The sequence below is a fragment of the Desulfurivibrio modestus genome (genome assembly GCF_044068625.1).
In the GTDB taxonomy this organism is placed as follows: domain Bacteria; phylum Desulfobacterota; class Desulfobulbia; order Desulfobulbales; family Desulfurivibrionaceae; genus Desulfurivibrio.
Window position 1 is genome coordinate 76736 of the sequence record NZ_JBIPKH010000002.1, and the last position, 15131, is coordinate 91866.

The 15131-nt window shown below is 62.2% G+C and carries 15 protein-coding genes; 10 read left to right on the forward strand and 5 right to left on the reverse strand.

Annotated features, from left to right (window positions below):
- Positions 1 to 15: 15 nt before the first annotated feature.
- Positions 16 to 582 carry a hypothetical protein gene (locus ACHHRT_RS01995; protein ID WP_395497171.1) on the reverse strand — a complete coding sequence of 189 codons (567 nt, stop codon included), beginning with the start codon at positions 580 to 582 and terminating at the stop codon, positions 16 to 18.
- Between the two features lie 41 nt (positions 583 to 623).
- Positions 624 to 1649: a MamK family actin-like protein gene (mamK, locus tag ACHHRT_RS02000; RefSeq protein ID WP_395497173.1), complete on the reverse strand. Its 1026-nt coding sequence runs from the start codon at positions 1647 to 1649 to the stop codon at positions 624 to 626.
- A gap of 309 nt (positions 1650 to 1958) precedes the next feature.
- On the opposite strand from mamK, the gene ACHHRT_RS02005 reads away from it, so the two are divergent.
- The 6 genes from ACHHRT_RS02005 (at position 1959) to ACHHRT_RS02030 (ending at position 7084) form a co-directional block, all read left to right on the forward strand.
- Positions 1959 to 2855, forward strand: coding sequence for a selenium metabolism-associated LysR family transcriptional regulator (locus ACHHRT_RS02005; protein WP_395497175.1), 897 nt, complete (start codon positions 1959 to 1961; stop codon positions 2853 to 2855).
- Positions 2856 to 3197: 342 nt separating this feature from the next.
- On the forward strand, positions 3198 to 4106 hold the full coding sequence (locus ACHHRT_RS02010; protein ID WP_395497177.1) for a phosphate ABC transporter substrate-binding protein: 909 nt from the start codon (positions 3198 to 3200) through the stop codon (positions 4104 to 4106).
- Positions 4107 to 4115: 9 nt separating this feature from the next.
- A complete protein-coding gene (pstC, locus tag ACHHRT_RS02015; RefSeq protein WP_395497178.1) occupies positions 4116 to 4994 on the forward strand; it encodes a phosphate ABC transporter permease subunit PstC in 879 nt (292 codons plus the stop codon).
- A gap of 8 nt (positions 4995 to 5002) precedes the next feature.
- Positions 5003 to 5842: a PstA family ABC transporter permease gene (locus tag ACHHRT_RS02020; RefSeq protein ID WP_395497180.1), complete on the forward strand. Its 840-nt coding sequence runs from the start codon at positions 5003 to 5005 to the stop codon at positions 5840 to 5842.
- On the forward strand, positions 5839 to 6588 hold the full coding sequence (locus tag ACHHRT_RS02025; RefSeq protein ID WP_395497182.1) for a phosphate ABC transporter ATP-binding protein: 750 nt from the start codon (positions 5839 to 5841) through the stop codon (positions 6586 to 6588). Before ACHHRT_RS02020 ends, ACHHRT_RS02025 begins: the two co-directional genes overlap by 4 nt.
- Positions 6589 to 6604: 16 nt before the next feature.
- Positions 6605 to 7084, forward strand: a complete 480-nt coding sequence (locus tag ACHHRT_RS02030; RefSeq protein ID WP_395497184.1) for an ATPase P — start codon at positions 6605 to 6607, stop codon at positions 7082 to 7084.
- A 53-nt stretch (positions 7085 to 7137) separates the two neighbouring features.
- Here the strand turns inward: ACHHRT_RS02030 and ACHHRT_RS02035 are convergent, their stop codons facing one another.
- The 3 genes from ACHHRT_RS02035 to ACHHRT_RS02045 are packed head-to-tail and all read right to left on the reverse strand — an operon-like array spanning position 7138 to position 9663.
- A complete protein-coding gene (locus ACHHRT_RS02035; protein ID WP_395497185.1) occupies positions 7138 to 7734 on the reverse strand; it encodes a nicotinate-nucleotide adenylyltransferase in 597 nt (198 codons plus the stop codon).
- Positions 7731 to 9068, reverse strand: a complete 1338-nt coding sequence (apgM, locus tag ACHHRT_RS02040) for a 2,3-bisphosphoglycerate-independent phosphoglycerate mutase (protein WP_395497187.1) — start codon at positions 9066 to 9068, stop codon at positions 7731 to 7733. Before apgM ends, ACHHRT_RS02035 begins: the two co-directional genes overlap by 4 nt.
- Complete coding sequence (locus ACHHRT_RS02045; protein WP_395497189.1) at positions 9058 to 9663, reverse strand: PHP domain-containing protein; 606 nt, start codon at positions 9661 to 9663, stop codon at positions 9058 to 9060. Before ACHHRT_RS02045 ends, apgM begins: the two co-directional genes overlap by 11 nt.
- Before the next feature lie 520 nt (positions 9664 to 10183).
- Here ACHHRT_RS02045 and ACHHRT_RS02050 point away from each other — a divergent pair.
- The 4 genes from ACHHRT_RS02050 to ACHHRT_RS02065 are packed head-to-tail and all read left to right on the forward strand — an operon-like array spanning position 10184 to position 15077.
- Complete coding sequence (locus tag ACHHRT_RS02050) at positions 10184 to 13210, forward strand: 4Fe-4S binding protein (protein ID WP_395497191.1); 3027 nt, start codon at positions 10184 to 10186, stop codon at positions 13208 to 13210.
- A complete protein-coding gene (locus tag ACHHRT_RS02055; protein ID WP_395497193.1) occupies positions 13203 to 13811 on the forward strand; it encodes a hydrogenase iron-sulfur subunit in 609 nt (202 codons plus the stop codon). The genes ACHHRT_RS02050 and ACHHRT_RS02055 overlap by 8 nt, the downstream gene beginning before the upstream one ends.
- Positions 13812 to 13866: 55 nt before the next feature.
- On the forward strand, positions 13867 to 14214 hold the full coding sequence (locus ACHHRT_RS02060) for an IscA/HesB family protein (RefSeq protein WP_395497194.1): 348 nt from the start codon (positions 13867 to 13869) through the stop codon (positions 14212 to 14214).
- 56 nt (positions 14215 to 14270) lie between these two features.
- Positions 14271 to 15077, forward strand: coding sequence for a C-GCAxxG-C-C family (seleno)protein (locus tag ACHHRT_RS02065; protein WP_395497196.1), 807 nt, complete (start codon positions 14271 to 14273; stop codon positions 15075 to 15077).
- Positions 15078 to 15131 lie beyond the last annotated feature (54 nt).

Here is a 15131-nt window from a genome sequence, read left to right on the forward strand (position 1 = left end):
CTCTTCAGGGGTTGGTCATGCCCGGTTGCTGGCGATAAGATTGCGCACCACCCGGCCCGGCAGGTAATGACTGCCCTCCACAAAAATCAAACACTCCGCCAGGGATTTTTTCTCGGCCGCCAGCTCCTCCTCCAGGCTGATTCGCGCGGCGGTGAGGGTCTCGATCTCCCGCTGGCGGGTCCGCAACTCCTCCTCCTTGCGCTCCAGGTCGGCGGTCAGGGGGGGGATTTTGCGGTTTTCCGCCTCGGCGGCGGCCAGTTTACCCTCGCAAGCCCGCAGCTGGTTCACCAGTTCCCGATACTCAACGTGGGTGGTGGCCAGCAGTTGGGCCAGCTCGGCATGCTTTTTGTTGAGATCGGCCAGCTCCTGGTCGCGTTGGTCGATCTGTTTCTGCTGGCTGGTCAGCTCCTCATTGAGCTTGCTGATCTCCTGGTTGGTTTTGCCGATGAACTGGCGGGTGGTTTCGTCGGTGGCCTCGATCCTTTCTTCAGCCTGGCGGAGCTTGCGTTGCTGGAAGAGCCAGGCTGCTCCTCCCCCCAGAACTCCGCCGGTTACCAGATACAACAGAATCAAAGATTCCATCCCATTCCTCCGCGCCTTTGCCGGGGCCCACCCAAGGCAGGTCAGCCCAATTGCGGCCATTGACCGGGGCCCAGGCTGGCGGCTAAACGCAGCGCCCCCCGGGCTCCGGCATATTCGGGGTCATCGATGCTGCTGACCCGGACCCGACCGTAATCGCGCAGGGAGTCGGCGACCATGGCCTCCAGGTGGCGGATGCGGGCCCCGCCGCCGGTCAGATAGATGTTTTGCAGGGTTGTATCCAGATCTTCCGGGTCCATGCTTTGCAGCAGAATGGTCAAACGTTCAATTATATCCGGAACGATGCTCTCGCAGGCCATTTTCATTTCCGAGGTCAGGTCATACTCCTTGGGTTTGCCGCCAACCCGCAGCCGCACGATCACCGGATCTTCGACCTGGCCGACAAAGGCGTGCCGCTCCTTGATCCTCCTGGCCAGATCGCGGGAGAGTTGTACCTCGGGATGGCGCTGGCTGATAAGCTCATAAAGCTGCTGGTCGATATAATCGCCGGCTTTAAGGAGATTGACCTGGTCCCGGGCGGCGGGGGCCGCGCCTTTAAGGACGCAGATATCGACGGTGCCGGCGCCGATGTCGATGATCAGGCAGTTGTCCAATTGGTTGAGATGATAGCCCACCAGGAAAGGGTCGGCTATCACCAGCGAAGGAGAGAGCAGTTTGGCGGCGATCCGGGTCAGATACTCCTTGCCGGCGCTGGAGGTTCGGCTCGAAATCCCGATAATTCCGCCCGCCGGGCCGGACTGCCCTTGGGTGGCCAGCTCGATGACATGGCGCAGCAGTTCAAAGGCGGAGTCGTAATCCTGCTTGCCGTCCCTGAGGACCGCGCCTTCGCGCAGGGGATAGTAGAGGGTCAGGGCCGACTTTTTCTCCAGGGCCTCGTCGCCGAAAACCTGGGGTTGGCCCACCATTTTCAGGGCGATGATATCCTTGGGATAGCCCACCACCGAATGGATGATATTCTGGTAGCCCAGGTTGGACACCACCGCGGTGCGCGTGCTTCCCAGGTCGATTCCCAGCAGGAGTTGCTCACCGTTATGCTCCTGATCAGGCATCCTCACCCCTACCATTTGATTGATCGGACCGGATATCGTTTTCGGCACAGACAATGCCCGTGATATGAGGAGATGATCCCGGCAAGTGGATTAGCTGATCCTAGTGGCAAGACCAGGTGATGTCAACAGCAAAAAGGGGTGGCTGCCCGCCGGCCGGGCGGTTTTTCGGTAAGAGTGGCGGTGGTTTACGGAAACGATTATATTCCCGTTGTCAACTAAAGGTGATCGGCCGGCGCCGCGAGGGTCGGGCCGGTTGTACGCTGGCCTCAAACCACGCGGTTTGGGGTGTCCACATGGTGGAGTGAACTGATGGATCTGCATCGGCTGGAGGTGTTTTGCCGGGTTGTCGAATTGAAGAGTTTTACCAAGGCGGCCGAGGCCTCCTTTCTCTCCCAGCCCACGGTGAGTGAACATCTGCGCAGTCTGGAGGAGACCCTGGCGGTCAAGCTGGTGGATCGCCTGGGCCGGGAGGTGCTGCCCACTCCGGCCGGCAAGATCCTTTATGATTACGCCCGGCGGATCCTGCGGCTGCGTAATGAGGCGGTGGAGGCGATCGCCAACCACAGCGGGCGCTATGCCGGTCATCTCTGGGTGGCGGCCAGTACCATCCCCGGCACCTACCTGCTGCCGGAGTTGATCGGCCGGTTCAAGGAAAGCTACCCCGAGGTGCTGGTCACCATCAAGATCGCCAATTCCCGCCAGGCGGCGGAGCTGGTGGTGCAGGGGGACTGCGAATTCGGGGTGGTGGGAGCCCGCTGGAGCGAGGCGGTCCTGGAGTGGGAGCCCCTTTTTGCCGACGAATTGACCCTGGTGGTCCGCCATGACCATCCCTGGGCCCGGCGGGGCGAGATCGAACCGACCGAACTGGTCGAGGCCCCCTTTGTCGACCGGGAGCGGGAATCGGGAACCCGCAAGGTGATGCACGAAATTCTCCAGCGCCATGGCCTGGAGGTCGCCAAGCTGCGGGTGATTGCCGAGATGGGCAGTACCGAGGCGGTTTGCCAGAGCGTCAAGGCCGGGATCGGGGTGGCGATCCTCTCCCGGCAGGCGATTCGCGATGATCTGGCCTGCGGCTCGTTGGCCGAGGTAGCCATCAGGGGAGTCAGTTTTGCCCGGCCATTCTACCTGGTGCGACGGCGCAAACGTCAGCCTTCTCCCATCGCCACCCTGTTTCTTGATTTCCTCAAAAGCAACGCCGGCGGTTGAGCGCCGATTTCTTTATTTTCTGTCTGCTTATTTTCCCGATAGAACGCGCTGTTTTTTATAGAAAGTTCCTATTGGACGCTCCTGTTATTTCCTGGTTAGTTCTCCGTTAACAGTCCGTTGAAAAAGCCATCCCTGGCTTTTTCAACTAACGGTTGGCCAAAGATGGCTTTGGCCAACCTCACGAATTCATTGCCACTTTCAGTGCCAATGAATTCGGCGGCCCATCCATGGGCCGCTAACAGCCCGTTTTTCAACGGGCTGTTAAGGCGCCCCATGGTACCACTTGCGTGGTATTGGGCCATCAAGGCGTGCCGGAAACCAACCTGAAAGGAGAGCGTTGCCGTGGCAAAGAGAACAAAATTCCTCACCCTGTTGACCCTGTCGTTAATCATATCCGCTCTGCTGCCGGCCTGTGGCGACCGAGGCCAGCAGGCCGGGGGGGAGGCCCCGTTTAAGAACGAGATCTTCTTTGCCGGTTCCTCCACCCTGGCCCCCACCATCTCGCAACTGGCCGATCAGTTCACCAAGCAGTATCGCACCTGGGACCAGGTGGACCCCGCCCTGCCGGCGGCGGAGATCAAGATTAGTGTCGCCACCGGCGGCTCCGGGGCCGGAGCCAAGGCGGTGTTGGACGGAACCGCCAACTTTGGGATGCTGGCCCGCAATGCCCGGGAGGGGGAACGCAATGCCCTGGCCAATTACCGGGAGGTGAAAATCGGCATGGATGCCCTGATGATCGCGGTTCAGCGGGAAAATCCCCTGGCTCGGCAACGCCGGGATATCGGAGCGGTTGAGCTGCGGCGAATCTTTAGCGGGGAGGTCAGCCGCTGGAATGAGTTGAATGCCGCCCTGCCGGCCGAGGAGATCGTGCTGCTGGTACGGGATGTGGGGGGCGGCGCCCACGGGGTTTTCCAGAAAGCGATCATGGGGGAGTCGGAGGTCAGTGATCGGGCCGTGCAGGTTCCCTCCATGGGCGGCCTGGTGAGCCGGCTGGTCGGCAACCGCCAGGCCATCGGCTACGCCTCCTATGGAGTCGCCGACCAGTATCGCGAGGAGCTGGCGGTTTTCAGCCTGGACGGGGTGGTTCCCACGGCCGAAAACATCATGAACGGCAGTTACCCGGTGGCCCGCCCCCTGGTGCTGGTCTGGAACGGTGAGCTTACCGCCGCCGAGCAGGCCTTCCTCGACTACATCAGCTCGGCGGCGGGAGCGCGGGTGATCGCCGAAATGGGCTTTTTGCCCCCGCTGTAGCGGAACTGGTTGCCCGGATTGCTCCATTATCGTTTTGAGAAACTGTTTGCCGTAACCGTTAAGGGTCTGACGGTTACGGCACTGTTTACCCTGCTCTTTATCATTCTTTTTATCCTCAAGGAGTCGCTGGTGGTGTTTCAGCAGGTCTCCATCGGCGACTTTATTTTTGGTGGTCAGTGGCGACCGGTTTCCTCCCAGCTGCGTTTAGGGCTCTGGCCCATCCTGACCGCCAGTCTCGTCCTCTCCGCCCTGGCCCTGTTGCTGGCCCTGCCTCCCGCCGTCGGGGCCGCCCTCTTTCTGGCCCACGTCTGTCCGGATCGGTTGCGGCGGCCCCTGCGCTCCCTGATCGCCATCATGGCCGGCATCCCCTCGGTGGTTTACGGTTTTATCGGGGTGGTGCTGCTGCTACCCGTCCTGGAGCGCCTTTTCAGGATGAGTTCCGGCGATTCCCTGCTGGCCGGGGGGATTGTGCTGGGGGTGATGATTCTGCCCTTTATCATCGCCACCACCACCGAAAGTATGGAGGCGGCGGCCAAAGGGCAGTTGGTGGTCTCCCGGGCCATGGGGGTGTCGCACTGGTATATGCTGCGGCGGCTGGTGCTGCCCGCCTCCCGGATGGGAATCATCGCCGGGGCGGTCCTGGGGGTTTCTCGGGCCATGGGGGAGACCATGGCGGTGATCATGGTGGTGGGCAACTCGCCTTTGATGCCCACCGAGCTGCTGGGCCGGATCAAGCCCATTCCGGCCCTGATCGCCCTGGAGATCGGTTCCGCCCCTTTGGGCAGCATCCACTATCATGCCCTGTTCGGGGCGGGTTTTGTGCTGCTGATGCTGCTGCTGGCGATCAACCTGCTTTTCTATTTTTTACGTAAACGGCTGGTGTCCTGAGGTTTTTTATGTTCAAAAACTGGCAAGATCGCTGCCTGCAGGCCTGGCTCTACCTTTCGATTTTGTTGGTGGTCGGGACGGTCCTGCTGCTTATGGGCTATATCCTGGTCAAGGGTTGGGCGACCCTCAATCTGGATTTTCTCTTTTCCGCCCCCCAGGGGATGCCCCTGGGCAAGGAGGGTGGGGTGTTTCCCGCTCTCACCGGTTCCCTGGCCCTGGGCCTGCTCAGCATGCTGATCGCCTCCCTGCTGGGGCTGGCCACCGCCCTGTATCAGCATCTCTACTGTACCTCACAACGGGTTTATGCCCTGATCCGCCTGGTGGTGCAGTGCATTGCCGGGATTCCCTCCATTGTGCTGGGGCTCTTTGGCTACACCTTCTTCGTGGTCTCATTGGGGCTGGGCCACTCCCTGCTGGCGGGGGGGCTGACCCTCTCCCTGATGATCTTCCCCGTGGTCGCCATCAATACCGAGAAGGCCCTGACGGAGGTACAACCGGAGCAGACCCTGGCCTCCTACGCCCTGGGGGTTTCCCGTTCCTACACCTTTTTTCACATTATCTGGCCGGAGCGCAAAAGCGATATTATCTCCGGTATCCTTTTGGGTACGGTCTACGCCATGGGGGCCACCGCCCCCATCATGCTGACGGCGGCGGTTTTGTCGGCCTCCTCGCCGGCCTCGCTGTTGCAGCCGGTGATGGCCCTGCCTTACCACCTCTATATTCTGGCCTCGGAACGGATCTCCTTGGAAAACGCCTACGGTACCGCCCTGGTTTTACTGCTGCTGCTTTTTGCCGGTTACGGGGCGGCCTTTCTGCTGTTTGGCCGGCGGGGGGAGGGGAGAGGGTGAAGAGTGTAATGGAACTCCGCGACTGGCGTGTTTTTTACGGTGATACCGCCGTGCTCAAGGGGATCAATCTGTGCTTTCCGGCTCGGCAAATCACCGCCCTGATCGGTCCCTCGGGCTGCGGCAAGACCACCCTGCTGAAATCACTGAACCGCCTGCTGGAAGAGGAGATTTCGGCCAGGACCGCAGGGGAGATCCTCTTTAATCGGCAACCCATCAGCGCCATCCCCCATGAAACCCTGCGGCGCAAGGTGGGGATCGTTTTTCAGACTCCAACTCCCTTTCCGTTCTCCATCGAAAAAAACATGGTTTACGCCCTTAACTTCCACCACCGTTTGGGCCGGGAGGAGAAGAGGGCGCTGGTGGCGGAAAAGCTGGAGCTGGCCGGGCTTTACGATGAGGTGAAGGATCGTCTCAAGCTGGCGGCCGGCAAGCTTTCCGGGGGGCAGCAGCAGCGGCTCTGTATCGCCCGCTCTCTGACCCTGGACCCGGAAGTGCTGTTGCTGGACGAGCCTTGCTCTTCCCTGGATCCCGGCTCCACCGCCCGAATCGAGGAAACCCTGCGACGGCTGGCCCAAGAGATGACCATTATTATCGTAACCCACAATCTGGCCCAGGCCCGCCGCATCGCCCACCATGTCGCCTTTATCTCCGAGGGCCGTCTGGTGGAGCAAGCCCCGGCGGAACAGTTTTTTGCCCGGCCGCGACAGGAGCAGACCCGGCGCTACCTGGCCGGCCAGCTTGCTTAAAGGGGAAGGAGAAGCCATGGCGATTATCTTTGCGGTGCCGGGAGGCAAAAACTACCAGCTCGACCAGATCGTTTTCGACCTGAACGGCACCATCGCCAACGGTGGCCGAGTGGCGTCGACCACCAGGGAGCTGTTAACCCGCCTTGCCCAACGGGCCACCCTTTATCTGATCACCGCCGACACCCACCACACCGCTTCAGAGATCGAGGAGGTGCTGGGGGAGGCCGTGCGGTGGCAGTTGCTCAGCGGCAGCGCCACCGCCGCCGCCAAGCAGGAGCTGGTACGGCAACTTGGGTCCGGTCGGACTGCGGCCGTGGGTAACGGGGCCAATGATCTTCTGATGCTGGAGGAGGCGGCGCTGGCCATTGCCGTGGCGGGGGAGGAGGGGTGTTTCGCCCCCCTGCTCAGCCGGGCCGATCTGTTGGTGACCCATATCGATCAGGCCCTGATGCTGCTCCTGGAGCCGAAGCGAATCATTGCCACCCTGCGTGGCTGAAGCTTGGGAGGGTGGCGATCAAAAGGAAGGCCGGGCGGCGGTGAGGCCTGGGCTTAAGGGTCCTGACGCCGGGTGGAATCGTTGCTCTGCCCCAGCCGGGCCAGGCGTTGGGGGATCTGCCACTGGTGGAGCAGCCTGGCGGCGGCGGGGGGGACCAACTGGTCCCAGGGTTGGCCGTCGCGCATCAACCGGCGGATTTCGCCGGCGCTTAACCCCTTCTCCTTGGGAGTTACCTCCCACAAAACGTGGGTGTTCAAGCCCAGATCCCGGAAGGCGGCCAGCTTTTTGCGGCCCCAGTCGTCGTAAATGGAGAGGAAGAAAGTCGCTTCCAAGGGAACATAATAACGGTATAGCTCCGGCAGGTTGATGGGCAGGGGTACCACCGAAAATTGTTCCTCCCGTAGGCCGGCCTCGGCCAGGACCGCCCGCACCAGTCGGTAGCGCTCAAAGTAGGTCAGGGGATTGGCCGTGGGCTGGCTGCGCTGGTTGTCGGTCTGGTCATCCCGGGTCAGGCTGGGGTCCGGATTGGTAATCCCCACCACCAGGTGGCGGCAGAGTTCGGCCCCGGCCAGGAGATAGCGGAGGTGATCATGGTGGAGTACCTGGAACCGGCCATGGATCACCCCCAGCTCATAGGGCGGTTGGCTCATGGCTGCTCCTTCTTCGCAGATCCCGTCAGGCGCAAGGGAGGACAGGGGCCGGGCCAGTAGGCGAGATCATGGGGGGAGTCGCGCAGGCCGGCCAGCTTGGCCCGGTCGAGAAAGTTGATCACCAGGTTGATGAACTCCCCGCCCCGGACGGTACCCAGGGCCCCGCCGGCCACCGCCACCTCGTCGAAGCGATCCACTCCGTCAACCCTAACCCCCCCACCGACAAAAGTCAGGGGTACCGGTTCTCCCGAGTGGACCAGGGGGCCGGCGCTGGGGGTGGAGTGGTCGGAGGTCACCACCAGCAGCACTTCAGGGTCGGCCAGCAAAGAGGGGAGGGCTTCGCCGATTCCCCGATCCAGAGCCTCGATCACCTTGACCTTGCCCAGGGGGTCTTTGGCGTGGGCCGCCGCGTCGGGGGCCTTGGTGTGGACGTGGATAAAGTCGAAATCAACCAGGGCGTCGGTGGCCAGTTGCAGGCGGTGGGCCAGGTCGAGCCCCGGCTCTTTACCATCCTTGACCTTGCGCACGGCCATCCCCAGGAAGGCGGCCAGTCCCCAGTAAACCACCCCCGAGGAGATGCTCAGGCCCCGCAGGCCGTTGCGGGCGGCAAAATCGGGAACCTGCTTGCCCCTCCCGCCCCGCTGGGTGACCAGGCCGTTGATGGGGTAAAGCCCCCGGCGGCGTCTTTGCCGGTTCACCGGATGCCGATCCAGCTGATTGTAAACCCAGCGCAGATAATCCCCCAGCAGCAGGGCGGTCTTGACGGCGGCGGGATCGGCAGCGTACTCCTGCCAGGGCTGGGGCTCCGGCAGTATCCGGCCTTTGGTGAAGATGTTGGTGTCGGTGACAAAAGGGGAAACCTGGCTGCCGTTAAGCAGCAGTACCCCGGAACCGCCCTGGTGGGGAAGGAAGCGGATGGTTTGCTCCCCTTGGGGGTAGGTGGAGAGCGCGGCCACCAGGGCGTCGATCTCTTCGCTGGGGGCGCGGGGGTGATCGGTGGCCAGTTGCAGGGCGCCGTCCACCACCGCCAACTCCACCAGATGGGCCAGGAAGGCCACCTCCCCTTGGGCCAGGGGGATGCCGGCGCCCAGGGCCTCCAGGGCTCCCCGGCCGGGGAACTCTGCGGGGGAGTAGCCGAACATGGCGAAATGGGCGTTTTCACTGGGCAGGGCCTGGCCCAGGGCGGCGGCGTGATAGAGGCCGTTGCAGCCAAGGGCCGCCAGGCGATCAAGATTGGGGGTGCGCGCCGCCTGGAGGGGAGTGCGCTGATCCAGTTGGGAATAGGCCCGATCCCCCAGCCCGTCCAGGAGAACCAGGAGGCACTTACTGGGCATGGGGCGCTCCCAGGTTGACCCCCTGGCAAGCACCAGTTCGCAGGGCCTGAATCAGCTCCCGGCGGTTGCGGACCGGCTGCTCAAATCGGGTGGCCACCCGGCCCAGCTCATCCAGGGTATGGGCATCGCTGCCGCCGCAGACGCTGAGGGGATAACGCTTGAGCCAGCGGTCAACCCGGCGGTTTTCCCGTGCCGAATTGCGCCCGTTGAGCCCTTCCACCACCCGGCAGGCCCCGGAGGCGATCACCGTCTCCTGGGCGGGGCGGAGGGCGCGGAAGGGGTGGGCCGCCACCGCCACGCCACCGCCGCGCTCGACCATGGGCAGCAGCAGATCGGCGGCCAGCCCGGTGGGCATGTTCTCAAATGGGCCGAAAAGGAGGAAATCGCCCTGGGGGGTGGCGTACTCCATCCCCAACAGGACACAGAGACCATCGGGCTGGATCCCCTCCCGCAGGGTTCGGCCCGCCGCCATGGTGTCATGGTCGGTGAGGCAGACCCCGTCCAGGCCCCGGGCCCGGGCGTGGAGGAGGATCTGGTCAAGCCCCAGGGAGCTGCAGGCGGATAGCCGGGTATGGACATGAAGATCAAACAGCATGACTGAAACTCCCCAAAGATTGATAAGCCTGTTTCGCGAGTTTAAACCATCGCTGCCTATTTGACAAGCCGATGGCTGTAATTGGTAATAGTGAAACCGTTGGCCGGTGGAGCAAGGGCGCTCTTAAAATTGATTATTTCTATATTAAAAATAGGTTTAATTAATATTATCTATTAGACAACCCGGCCCGGCTCCGGCATATTGGCCACTGTCGTTAAAATTATGCCGGCTATTCTGGGATTACCCTGGTCTGGCCGGCCGCAACGGAGAATAAACGAGCATGCGCCACCGGCGTTCCCCATACAGCTGAGCCCGCGACCGGCACCTGCCGGTCGGCCTGGTTCGGGCCGAAATCATTGCCTTCCTGCCGACGGAGGTGGCGGTCTCCGCCTTCCTCTTCTCGCCTGACCTCCTTGCCGTTTGATGCGTGGGACCGCGAGCCGGCGGGCACGCGGTCTTCATCCGGGCGTCGCGCCAAGGCGCGAGCTCGCCAACGGAATAGCTTTAAGGAGGTTTTTTCATGGATATCACCGGCGCGGTGATGGTGGTCGGCGGCGGGGTGGCCGGGGTGCAGGCGGCTCTGGATCTCACCGCTTTAGGCTACAAGGTTTATCTGGTGGAAAAAAGCGCGGCCATCGGCGGGGTTATGGCCCGGCTGGATAAGACCTTTCCCACCAACGACTGCTCGCTCTGCATCCTGGCTCCCAAGCTGGTGGAGGCGGGACGGGATCCCAACATCACCATTCTGACCAAGGCGGAACTGATCGAATTGCGGGGCCGGGCCGGCGATTTCAGGGCCATGGTCCGCAAGCAGCCCCGCTATATTGACGAAGAGGTCTGTACCGGCTGCGGCCAGTGCACCCTTTACTGCCTGAAGCAGATCAACGACGATTACAACGAAAACCTGGCCCGCACCGGGGCCGCCCATATCGACTACGCCCAGGCGGTTCCGGCCAGCTATCATATCGACCCCAAGGCCTGTCTGCGGCTCAACTTCGACACCTGCGGCTTGTGTGCCGTGGCCTGCCGGGCCGGGGCCATCCGCTTCGACCAGCAGGAGGAGGTCCTGGAACTGGTGGTGGGCGCGGTGATTTTGGCCCCCGGCTTCGGGAGGATAAGCCGCGATGTGTTGGCCGCTTACGGCTGGGGGCGCTGCGCCGATGTGCTAACCGCCTTTGAGCATGAGCGGCTGATGTGCGCCTCCGGCCCCACCGGCGGCGAGATTGTCCGCCCCTCCGATGAACGGCACCCCCGCAAGATCGCCTTTCTCCAGTGCATCGGCTCCCGGGATGAAAAATGTGGCAATAACTACTGCTCTTCGGTTTGCTGCATGTACGCCATCAAACAGGCCACCCTGGCCCGCGAGCATGACCCGGACTGCGAGATCACCCTCTTTTATATGGATATCCGGACCCACGGCAAAGGGTTTGACGCCGCCCGGGAACGGGCCGTCAGGGAAAACAATTTCCGGGTGATCTACGCCCGTCCCCCCAAGGTGGAGGATGTTTTCCCCGACGGGGGTTTGCTGCTGACCTGGAGTGACGAGAGCGGCGACCACCATTACGAAAAATTTGACCTGGTGGTGCTCTCCCAGGGCCTTGAGGCCCCCGATGATGCCGAGCAGTTGGCCGATGCCGCGGGATTTGATCTCAACCCTTACCAGTTTGCCGCCACCGACACCTACAGCCCGCTTAAGACCAGTCGGCCCGGGGTTTACGTGATCGGGGCCTTTCAGGGGCCCAAGGATATTCCCGATTCGGTGGTCCAGGCCGGGGGAGCCGCCGGCCTCTGTGCCGGACAGTTGGCTCCCGCCCGGGGCAGCGCCACGGTCAAGACGGTATTGCCCGAAGAGCGGGAGATCGCCGGGGAGGAACCGCGAATCGGGGTGTTCGTCTGCCACTGCGGAATCAATATCGGCGGGGTGGTCAAGGTGCCGTCGGTGGCGGCTTACGCCAAAACCCTGCCCGGAGTGGTTTATGCCACCGACAATCTCTACTCCTGCTCCCAGGACAGCCAGGGGATGCTGGTGGAAGCGATCCGTCAACACCGGCTCAACCGGCTGGTGGTGGCGGCCTGTACCCCCCGGACCCATGAACCGTTGTTCCAGGCCACCATGCGTGAAGCCGGACTCAATCGCTCCCTCTTCGAAATGGCCAACATCCGCGACCAGTGTTCCTGGGTGCATATGCATGAGCCGGAAAAGGCCACTGAAAAGGCCAAGGACGCAGTACGGATGGCGGTGGCCAAGGCCCACCATCTCACCGCCCTCAGCGAACAGCAGTTGCCGGTGACCCCGGGGGCTTTGGTGATCGGGGCCGGCCTGGCCGGGATGAGCGCCGCTCTGACCATCGCCGACCAGGGTTTTGCCGTTACCCTGGTGGAAGGGCGGGCCCTGCTGCTCAGCGCCGACCGTCATGGTCGTGATCCCCGCCAGGCGGTGAACGAGCTGGCGGCCAGGGTCCGTCAGCATCCCCAGATCGAATTTGTTGCCCCGGCCAAGGTCAGCGCCGTCTCCGGCTACGTTGGTAACTTCACCACCACCCTGACGGTGGGAGATCAAGATCCCCAAAGTCTGGTGGTCAATCACGGGGTGATGGTGCTGGCCACCGGCGGCAACCCCCACCCCCCGACCGGTTATGGTTACGGCCAGTCGGAGAGGGTGGTCACCCAGATGGAGCTGGAAGCCAGGCTGGATCGGGCAAAGTGGCCGCCCAAGTCCCTAAAGCAGGTGGTGATGATCCAGTGCGTGGGCAGCCGGGGCGAGGATCTGGCTTATTGCAGCCGGGTCTGTTGCGGCCAGGCCCTGAAAAACAGTATCCGGCTCAAGACTGCTCGACCGGAAATTCAGATCACCATCTTTTACCGGGACCTGCGGGCTTATGGTTTCATGGAAGATGACTATCGCAAGGCCCGGGAGCTGGGGGTGATCTTTCTGCGCTATCGGCCGGAAAATCCGGCCCGGGTGGATGTCGGCCCCGGCGGAAAGGTGACGGTCAACGGTTTCGACTCCCTGCTCCGGGAAGAGGTACGCCTCAACCCCGAGCTGCTGGTGCTCTCCACCGGGATTGTGCCGGAAGACCCCACCGAACTGGCTCGGATGCTCAAGGTGCCGGTCACCGCCGACAAGTTCCTGCTGGAGGCCCATGTCAAGCTGCAACCGGTGGACCTGCCGGTGGACGGTACCTACCTCTGCGGCCTGATCCACGCCCCCAAGGGAATGGATGAAAGTATCGCCCAGGCCCAGGCTGCGGCGGGACGGGCCTGTCAACCCCTGGCTCGGGGGTTCATCACCCCGGCCCCGATTGTCTCCCGGATCGACCCGGAAACCTGCATCGGCTGCGGGGCTTGCGAGAGCTTCTGCCCTTACAAGGCGATTGAAATCTACCAGGAGGGCAAACTGCGCAAGGCCCGAACCATTACTGCCTCCTGCAAGGGCTGCGGGGTTTGCGCCGCCCGTTGTCCCACCATGGCCATCGACATGGGCCGGTTTACCTTCGACGCGATCTTGGCTCAGATCCACGCCTTTGGAGAACAGATTAATGAGTGAAACCTACAGCCCCAAAATTCTCGGCTTTCTCTGTAACTGGTGTTGCTATACCGCCGCCGATTCCGCCGGAGTCGGCCGTTATCAGTATCCCCCCAATCTGCGGGTGATTCGGATCATGTGCACCGGCCGGCTGGACCCCTCCTTTCCCCTTGAGGGTCTGGCCACCGGGGCCGACGCCATTTTTGTCGGCGGCTGCCACCCCGGCGAGTGTCACTACCAGGACGGCAACTATCACGCCTTGGTTTCCGCGGCCCTGGCCCATGAAGCCCTGGCCCGTCTGGGGGTCAGCCGGGAACGGTTTCTGATCGACTGGGCTTCGGCGGCGGAAGGTCCCAATTTCGTCAAGATCATCACGCGCTTTACCGAGCAGGTCGCCGCCCTGGGTCCTTTGGGGCAAAGCGAAGGTCAGGACCCCGTCCAGTTGCGGGCCAGGCTGGCCCAGGGCGCGGAGTTGGCCCGGGGGCGTAAAGTCCGTCTCGGCCTGATCAACGCTTCCAGGGAGATGTTTAAAAGCGGCGACTTCACCCGGCCCGCCATCGCCGAGCTGGTCCAGGCCAAATGCGCAAAGGCCCTGGCCGAACTGACCAGTCAGCCCCAATAACAAGCGGCGGATCAGCAATGATCTGTAAAGTTCACCATCATTCAAGGAGAAAAAAATGTTCAAGGTAACGGAAGCAGCGCTGGTCAGCATCAGGGATTATCTGGATAAAAACAAGGTGGAAGACCCCATTCGGGTGGTGCTTGAAAATGGTTGCGCCGGGGCCAACCTGGTTCTGACCCTGGACGGTCAGCGGGATGGTGATCGGATCTTTCGCGAGGGCGATATCACCTTCCTGGTGGAGCCCAGCGTGCTGGAGCTCACCGGCGAGATCCGGGTTGACTTTGTCAAGCCCAGCTCGGGGGGCTGTGGCTGTGGCGGGGGAGGGTTTAAAGTGGTCTCAGAAAAACAGTTAACTGGTGGGGGATGTGGCAGTTCCTGCGCCACCGGTTCCTGTGGATGTTAGAAGCTGGAGTTGTAGCGTAAGAAGTTAAAAAACAAATTCCAAGGAGGTAACATCAGATGAAATCCCATGAAATGAAGGACGAAGGCCAAGGTGATCTCAACGTACCCCGCCGCAACCTGCTGGTTGGAGCCGGGGCCCTGGCCGCCGGCATGTTGCTGACCAAGGCCGGCGGCCTGCTTGGCACCGCCCAGGCCAAGGCTCAGGCCATTACCGAAACCTGGCCCTGGCCCTATGTTAAGCTGGATCCGGACGAGACCGCCGAGCTGGCCTACAACGAATGGTACCGGGTTTACTGTGGTGCCGGGGTGTTCAGCAGCATTTTCAGCCAGTTGCGGGAAAAAGTCGGCGAGCCCTACACCCTGATTCCCATCGATGCCTTTATCTTCCTGGAGGGGGGAATGGTTGGCTGGGGGACCATCTGCGGCTCCAACGCCGGAGCCAATCTGGTCACCAATATGATTATCGGCCCGCGTACCGCCGGCTCCGATGATGGGATGTTGATGGGCTCCGAGATCATGCAGTGGTATTCCGATACCCAGTTGCCCACCTACAAACCGAAAAACCCCCGGATCAGCGCCGAGATTCCCACCACGATCAGCAACTCGCCGCTGTGCCACGTTTCGGTGGGCCGCTGGATGAAGGCCACGGGCAAACATCTGGGCAGTGACGAGCGCCGGGACCGCTGCGCCCGGGTCACCGCCAGCGTGGCCCACCAGACGGTTACCTTACTCAACCAATGGCACGACGGTAAGTACCGGACCAAGGGTACTATCCCGGCCGCCTCCTACGGGATTCAAACCCAGCACAACTGCACCAGTTGTCACGGCAGCAATGTGCCCATGCCGCCCATGGCCAAAAGGTAAGTACTTACTGCCCTGTCCCGCCGGAGCGAGCTCGGCTTGACTTCGGCGGGCCAG

Coding starts and splice junctions, on each gene's coding strand:
- ACHHRT_RS01995 (WP_395497171.1), bottom strand. CDS start 582: ATGGAATCTTTGATTCTGTTGTATCTGGTAACCGGCGGAGTTCTGGGG.
- mamK (WP_395497173.1), bottom strand. CDS start 1,649: ATGCCTGATCAGGAGCATAACGGTGAGCAACTCCTGCTGGGAATCGAC.
- ACHHRT_RS02005 (WP_395497175.1), top strand. CDS start 1,959: ATGGATCTGCATCGGCTGGAGGTGTTTTGCCGGGTTGTCGAATTGAAG.
- ACHHRT_RS02020 (WP_395497180.1), top strand. CDS start 5,003: ATGTTCAAAAACTGGCAAGATCGCTGCCTGCAGGCCTGGCTCTACCTT.
- ACHHRT_RS02030 (WP_395497184.1), top strand. CDS start 6,605: ATGGCGATTATCTTTGCGGTGCCGGGAGGCAAAAACTACCAGCTCGAC.
- ACHHRT_RS02035 (WP_395497185.1), bottom strand. CDS start 7,734: ATGAGCCAACCGCCCTATGAGCTGGGGGTGATCCATGGCCGGTTCCAG.
- apgM (WP_395497187.1), bottom strand. CDS start 9,068: ATGCCCAGTAAGTGCCTCCTGGTTCTCCTGGACGGGCTGGGGGATCGG.
- ACHHRT_RS02045 (WP_395497189.1), bottom strand. CDS start 9,663: ATGCTGTTTGATCTTCATGTCCATACCCGGCTATCCGCCTGCAGCTCC.
- ACHHRT_RS02050 (WP_395497191.1), top strand. CDS start 10,184: ATGGATATCACCGGCGCGGTGATGGTGGTCGGCGGCGGGGTGGCCGGG.
- ACHHRT_RS02055 (WP_395497193.1), top strand. CDS start 13,203: ATGAGTGAAACCTACAGCCCCAAAATTCTCGGCTTTCTCTGTAACTGG.
- ACHHRT_RS02060 (WP_395497194.1), top strand. CDS start 13,867: ATGTTCAAGGTAACGGAAGCAGCGCTGGTCAGCATCAGGGATTATCTG.
- ACHHRT_RS02065 (WP_395497196.1), top strand. CDS start 14,271: ATGAAATCCCATGAAATGAAGGACGAAGGCCAAGGTGATCTCAACGTA.